The following is a 1,071-nucleotide window of genomic DNA, read 5'->3' as shown; positions in this document are numbered from 1 at the left end:
AGCAGGCTGTGTCCGCCGAGGTGGAAGAAGTTGTCGTCGGCGCCGACGGTGTCGAGGCCGAGGACGTCGGCGAAGAGGGTGCAGAGGATCTCTTCGCGGGGGGTGCGGGGTGGCCGGCCGGTGGTGGTGGCGGGCTGCTGGGGTGTGGGGAGGGCGGCGCGGTCGAGTTTGCCGTTGGGGGTCAGCGGCAGCGCGTCGAGGAAGACCCAGGCGCTCGGCACCATGTACTCCGGCAGCCGTTCCGCCAGCCGGGAACGCAGCGTGGCGGACGTCGTCCCCTCCTCCGCCACCACGTAGGCGACGAGTTGGGTGGTGTCGTTGTGGTCGTGGGGGAGGACTGCGGCCTGTCGGACGGTGGGGATGCTGGACAGGGTGGTTTGTATTTCGGTGGGTTCGATGCGGTAGCCGCGGATTTTGATTTGGTGGTCGGTGCGGCCGTGGTATTCGAGGGTGCCGTTGGGGAGTTGGCGGGCGAGGTCGCCGGTGCGGTACATGCGTTCGCCGGGGTGGCCGTGGGGGTTGGCGGTGAAGCGTTCGGCGGTGAGGGCGGGTTGGTGGGTGTAGCCGTGGGCGAGTCCGGTGCCGGTCATGTAGATCTCGCCGATGGTGCCGGGTGGGACGGGGTTGAGGTGGGGGTCGAGGAGGAGGGTGTTTTTGGTGGGGAGGGGGGTGCCGATGGGGATGGTGGGGCGTTGGGTGTCTTCGCGGGTGATGGTGTGGGTGGTGGTGAAGATGGTGGATTCGACGGGTGAGTAGCCGTTGGTGAGGGTGAGGTGGGGGTGGTTGTTGAGGGCTTTGGTGGTGTGGGGGACGGAGAGGGGTTCGCCGCCGGTGAGGGTGTGGCGTGTGTGGCTGAAGAGACCGGGGTGGGTGTCGAGGAGGTGGTTGAAGAGGCTGGCGGAGAGGTGGAGGTGGGTGGGTTGGTGGGTGGTGATGAGGTGGGTGATGGTGTCGGGGTCGGGGCGGGTTCCGGGTTGGAGGATGCAGGTGGCGCCGTGGAGGAGGGGGGTGAAGAGTTCGAGGGCGTAGGCGTCCCAGGGGATGGGGGAGCACTGGAGCCAGGTGTCGCCG

Annotated in this window: 1 protein-coding gene; it reads right to left on the bottom strand. The window is 68.3% G+C overall.

The window, feature by feature from the left end:
* The coding region (locus RM572_RS28550) for a non-ribosomal peptide synthetase (protein ID WP_311676273.1) at positions 1–1,071 on the bottom strand (1,071 nt) is incomplete at both ends.

Source organism: Streptomyces hazeniae (assembly GCF_031845485.1).
Taxonomy (GTDB): Bacteria; Actinomycetota; Actinomycetes; order Streptomycetales; family Streptomycetaceae; genus Streptomyces; species Streptomyces hazeniae.
This window is presented reverse-complemented; position numbering and strand designations above follow the sequence as displayed.